This is a genomic window from Cellvibrio sp. (assembly GCF_053579595.1).
The window spans coordinates 1-5,719 of the sequence record NZ_JBRFPI010000299.1 but is presented as its reverse complement, the minus strand read 5'-3'; the positions used below and the strand labels follow the sequence as shown (position 1 = coordinate 5,719).

The window sequence follows — 5,719 nt, the reverse complement described above, 5'->3', positions numbered from 1 at the left end:
GGACGGCGATGGCAATCTGCGCGATTGGTGGACCGAACAAGACGCTGCGCAATTTAAATCCCGCGCGCAATTAATGATCGATCAATACAGCGCATTTAACCCGATTGATGATTTGCACCTGCAAGGCGCCTTGGGTTTAGGCGAAAACATTGCCGACCTCGGCGGCGTCACCCTCGCCCACCGAGCCTTTAAAAATTCACCCGCAGGAAAATCCGGCAAAACTATCGATGGCTTTACCGCTGAGCAACGTTTCTTTATGGGCTGGGCACAAGTGTGGCGAATCAAATACCGCGATGAAGCTTTGCGCCGCCAGGTTATCAACGGCCCCCACTCACCCGGTATGTACCGCGTGCTAGGCCCACTGTCGAATATGCCCGAGTTTTATAAGGTGTATGGCGTGAAAGCCGGTGATGGGATGTATCGCGAAGAGAAAGTTCGCGTGAAAATTTGGTAATAAATTCGCCCCTCAGAGGATTACGCGCCACTGAGGGGTTTTAAATAAATTCGCTATAGACTCGTGATAATTTCGTGATGATTGCAAGCGCGCGTGGGCGCACTCTTCCTGTGTCAATAACCCCCACAGGAGCACATTATGAAAAAGAAACTTTTCACCAGTCTAATCGCATTAACCCTTATCCCCTCTTCGTTCGCCGCCGAATACAGTGTCAAAATTGAAAACTTGACACACGGCACCTATTTCACACCCCTTTTAGTTTCTGCACATCCTGCAAGCACAACCCTGTTCAGCGGTGGTATGCCAGCTTCTACAAATCTGCAAGCAATGGCTGAGGGCGGCGACATCAGTGGTCTGGAGGCAGACTTTATGGCAGCCGGTGCGAAAAACATCGCCAATCCAGCGGCCGGTTTACTCATGCCAGGTAAATACGTCATGGCTGACTTGGGTGACCCGGGTGCAGCCAACAATCGATTGTCGATTACGGCGATGCTGCTGCCAACCAATGATGGATTTGTCGCACTAAACAACATCACCTTACCCACCATGCCCGGCACTTATACCTATCTTCTAAATGCCTACGACGCGGGAACCGAGGCCAATGACGAAATTCGCGGCAGCGGCGCGAAAGGGATGGGAGGAATGCCAGTTCCTCCACCACTGGAAGCATTGGTGGGTAGCGGCGGCGCAGGTGTCACTACCACAGCAGAAGGCTTTGTACATATTCATCGCGGTGTATTGGGCGACCACAACGCCAGCGGCGGAACCAGTGATATAGATGCATCCAGCCAACGCTGGTTAAACCCGGTTGCGCGTGTAACCCTCACGGTAAAATAAGGAGCACTACCATGAACTATCAATGGTTTGGTTTGATCGGTATAGCTCTGGTGTTGAGCGGTTGCGGTGGAAGTGATTCAAAGCCCAAGAACATGGCGTCTTCCAGTTCCAGCAACATGAGCAGCATGATGGTTGCCAGTAGCAGCACAGCAGTAATGAGCAGTAGCTCGGCTATGGCCAGCAGTGAAATGGCAAGCTCCAGCATGGCTGCTATGACCGAACGGAAATACTCGGTAACAGTGACCAACCTTACTGCTGGCCAACCTTTTTCACCGCTCGCTTATAGCGTTCACTATTCTGGATTTAGCCCATTCACCATAGGTATGCCGGCAACACGCGGCATCGAAAAAATAGCCGAATCCGGTGCAACCGATGACTATATAAATGAGGCAATGGCAAACCCCGACGTCATATTAGTTGACCACGCCATGGGGTTAACCCTACCGGGCGAATCAAAAATAGTTAGCCTGAATGTCAGTGTTGAAATGGCTAACGCTGACCAACTACTTTTTAGTCTGGTCAATATGTTGGGTAATACCAACGATGCTTTTGCAGGAGTAAATAGTGTTGCAATTGGCAAGCTTGCTGTTGGCGAAAACCTTACGCTGAATGCGCAGAGCTATGACGCGGGCACTGAAATGAATACTGAAACCCAGGCTACCATTCCCGGCCCTGCTGGCGGTGGAGAAGGTTTCAGTGCGGTGCGGGACGATATGGTTGATCAGGTTACTATGCACCCGGGAGCAGTTACCCGGGACGATGGAAAAATGGATTCAACACTGACACAAGTGCATCGTTGGGACAATCCTACTGCACGCATCACCATTACTCGTTTAGCGCCTTAAACGAGCTGTTTACCTGAAGTTATTACTTGAATCCGCGGGTTAATAGCTTCAGGTTTTTTATTTTTTAACATCAGTGAAACAAACACCTGGTTCACGCATCTCTATCAGAATGTTCGCACAGCACAACGACGATAAAATCAGAGGATTGATTATGTTCGCGTCCAAGGTCACTGCACTGCACCCTACTTATACACGCCGATTTTTAGTGGTGGAAGATGAAACTGATCTGGGAAACTTGATCAAATTATATTTGCAGGATTTTCATGCCGAGATTGTCGTCGTCGAGCGCGGCGACCTCGGTCTTCAAAAAGCATTAAATGAACGATGGGATCTCATGATTCTCGATTTACGTTTGCCGGGCATGGATGGCTTGGAGGTGTGCCGCGCAATGCGCAGCAAAGGCATAGAGTTGCCCCTCATTATGCTGACCGCACGTTCGACGGAATTGGATCGCGTGCTCGGGTTGGAGTTGGGCGCTGATGATTACTTAACAAAACCCTTCAGCTCATTGGAATTAGCCGCCCGCGTGCGCGCATTGCTGCGTCGTAGCAGCCGACCACAACAAGCAGACACACAATCTGACACTATCAAGATCAAACAATTATTACTCGATAAACTACAGCATCGCGTACTTCTTAATAATCTCGATGTTGAATTAACCGCGCGCGAATTTGACTTGCTGTGGTTTTTCGCCAGCCATCCTGGCCGCGTATTTAATCGCAGCGAGTTATTGGACAAGGTGTGGGGATATGGCCACGAAGGTTATGAACACACAGTCAACAGCCATATCAATCGCTTGCGCGCCAAAATAGAACGCAACCCATCAGCACCGGAATATTTACTCACGGTATGGGGTGTAGGCTACAAATTTTGCGAGCATCAACTCTCATGAATCGCTTAACACCCGGTTTATTTTCGAATTTATGCGTGCGTCTTGCGTTGGCATTTGTCGCGTTATTTTTTGTATTAGGTATCGCATTTTTAGCGCTCACTAATTGGAGTAATAACCGCTACTACCAAGAGGTTACGCAAAACCTGAATCAAAGTTTGGCGATGTATATTGTGCAGCGCGCGCCCTTAATTCAGAGGGGCATAGTCAATAAAACAGCGATGACGGAATTAGCCACACTGGTGATGACCGTCAATCCCATAGTTGAGGTCTATTTGCTGGATCCCTCGGGCAAAGTCCTCACGCACACGCTGCCACCAGACACATTTATTCGCCCGGAAATTTCCATTCAACCGCTGCAGGATTGGCTCAACAAATCGCAACCATTTCCTATCCTTGGTGAAAATCCACGCGCAGGCCAGGGAGAGCGGACATTTTCTGTGTGGCCGGTGATGGATGATGAACAACTGGCGGGTTATCTCTACGTCATTCTCGGCGGGCAAAATGTACAAAGCCTTAGTGACTCGCTGCATGGAAGTTATATTTTGAAACAAAGTTTCACCGGGCTGGCTGTCATCTTACTGTTTGCCATTATCAGCGCCCTGTTGATTTTTGCCGTGCTCACTAACCCACTGCGAAAACTAGCCCAGCAAATGGATAATTTTCAGCAACAAGAATTACATTTACACACATCCGTTACCCAAGAGCCTATTGTTGGCACGCGCGATGAAATTGCTTATTTAAGTTCGGCTTTTGCCGCCATGCGCGAGCGCATTCGTGAGCAAATGCAAAAATTGGAAGAGACTGATCAATTACGGCGCGAGCTTATCTCCAATGTATCCCATGATTTACGCACACCACTCTCTTCCATGCAGGGCTATTTGGAAATGCTTACGCGCCCTTCCATCACCCAGGAAGAGCGTCAGACCTATATGGATATCGCCTTTAAGCACTGCCGGCGCTTAACTCAATTGGTAAAAGAATTATTTGAATTGAGTAAATTAGACGCAGGGCGTGTAATGCCGGAACTGGAAAACTTTTCACTCGCGGAACTACTGCAGGATGTAGTACAAAAATATTCGTTGCCAGCACAACAGAAACAGATTTCATTGAGCGCCCCCAAAACTGATCAGCTATACATGGTCAACGCCGATATTGCCTTGATCGAGCGGGTTCTGGAAAATCTGATCGATAATGCATTGCGCTATACCCCGGAAAATGGCAGCGTAGAATTAACACTAACACCTAAATCCAGTAGCGTAGAAATAGGAATACAAGACACTGGCATAGGTTTGGCAGAAGAAGATATCCCCCATATTTTTGAACGCTATTACTGCGCACAAAAAACTATGGAGCTTCATCAACAAAGTACCGGATTAGGTTTGGCGATTGTAAAACGAATTTTGGAACTACACGGTAGTGTGATAAAAGTCGAATCAAAACGGCACAAAGGAACACATTTTAAATTTGCTCTACCACTCGCTCGTGCAAGCAACCTACAATCAGAGAAAGCCGCTTGATTAATGAAATAGCGATATTCATTTTCACTGAAAATTTTAGGAGGCCATATGAAAATGTCACTTCAAACTTCCAATGAACTACTTTACTACATGGCAGTTGGTGCCTTTATTCTTATTGCGATGAAAGGATTTGCTGGCTAGCGCCTGATTGGTTCCTGCTACGTTGGCGGTTGATTCCAAATCTATTACGTCAGTTTGGAAAAAATAAAAAAAGGCAGAGGGTTAGTCTGCCTTTTTAGAACCCGTTGCACTTATAAAGTTACAAGCTCAGATCACGATTACTCGCCTTGATAAATTCCTTCTTCAAATCTTCGTAGGTGTGAACTGCAGGGAATTGCGGGAATTGTTCGATCACGTTTTGCGGTGCATGGAACAGGATGCCTTGATCTGCTTCGCCCAGCATAGTGGTGTCGTTGTAAGAATCACCGGCGGCGATTACGCGGTAGTAAAGGGTTTTCAGAGCCAATACTGACTGGCGCTTTGGATCGCGTTGACGCAGGGTGTAACCTACAACCATACCGCGCTCGTCCACATTCAAACGATGGCACAACAGGGTTGGGAAACCCAGTTGGCGCATCAGCGGTTGGGAGAATTCATAGAAAGTGTCTGACAGGATGATGACCTGAAAGCGCTCGCGCAGCCAATCGACAAATTCTACCGCGCCATCGAGTGGTTTAAGGGTCGCGATTACGTCCTGGATTTCTTTCAGGCCAAGCTTGTGTTGCTCAAGAATGCGCAGGCGCTGCTTCATTAATACATCGTAATCCGGGATGTCACGGGTGGTGGCTTTGAGTTCTTCAATGCCGGTCACTTTCGCGAATTCAATCCAAATTTCCGGGACAAGTACACCTTCCAGATCAAGACATGCTAATTCCACAACAACCTCCAAAACGGTTAATAAATAGACTAAAAAGCCCAAAAGAGTGGCGGCAATCTACCCGTTTTGATCCGCTAAAGCAAACCCAAACCGGCCCGATTACTTGGGCTGGCATGCCCTCCTCTGGTATCCTGCGCGCCATACCTAAAATCGCCCCAGAGCGTATCACCGTGAGTAGCCAACATGACCGATAACCAGATAAACCTCATCGACCTCGACGCCAAGCTCCAGCAAGAAAGCCCGCAAAAGATAATCAAGTATGCGCTCAGCCAATTCGACAATATCGCCATTTCGTTT

6 protein-coding genes are annotated in these 5,719 nt (G+C 48.0%); 5 read left to right on the top strand and 1 reads right to left on the bottom strand.

What is annotated here, in order from left to right; genetic code table 11:
* The 5 genes from ACWA6V_RS16140 to ACWA6V_RS16120 form a co-directional block, all read left to right on the top strand.
* On the top strand, positions 1-454 hold a 454-nt coding region (locus ACWA6V_RS16140), incomplete at its 5' end, for a M13-type metalloendopeptidase (protein WP_449523454.1).
* A gap of 138 nt (positions 455-592) precedes the next feature.
* Positions 593-1,291: a spondin domain-containing protein gene (locus ACWA6V_RS16135; RefSeq protein ID WP_449523453.1), complete on the top strand. Its 699-nt coding sequence runs from the start codon at positions 593-595 to the stop codon at positions 1,289-1,291.
* 11 nt (positions 1,292-1,302) lie between these two features.
* Positions 1,303-2,136, top strand: a complete 834-nt coding sequence (locus ACWA6V_RS16130; protein WP_449523452.1) for a spondin domain-containing protein — start codon at positions 1,303-1,305, stop codon at positions 2,134-2,136.
* Between the two features lie 151 nt (positions 2,137-2,287).
* Positions 2,288-3,028 (top strand): response regulator transcription factor, encoded by a 741-nt coding sequence (locus ACWA6V_RS16125; RefSeq protein WP_449523451.1) that lies wholly within the window; start codon positions 2,288-2,290, stop codon positions 3,026-3,028.
* A complete protein-coding gene (locus ACWA6V_RS16120) occupies positions 3,025-4,545 on the top strand; it encodes a sensor histidine kinase (RefSeq protein WP_449523450.1) in 1,521 nt (506 codons plus the stop codon). The genes ACWA6V_RS16125 and ACWA6V_RS16120 overlap by 4 nt, the downstream gene beginning before the upstream one ends.
* A 259-nt stretch (positions 4,546-4,804) precedes the next feature.
* Here ACWA6V_RS16120 and thrH read toward each other — a convergent pair whose 3' ends face one another.
* Entirely contained in the window at positions 4,805-5,422 is a 618-nt protein-coding gene (gene thrH / locus ACWA6V_RS16115) for a bifunctional phosphoserine phosphatase/homoserine phosphotransferase ThrH (RefSeq protein WP_394983961.1), read from the bottom strand.
* Positions 5,423-5,719 lie beyond the last annotated feature (297 nt).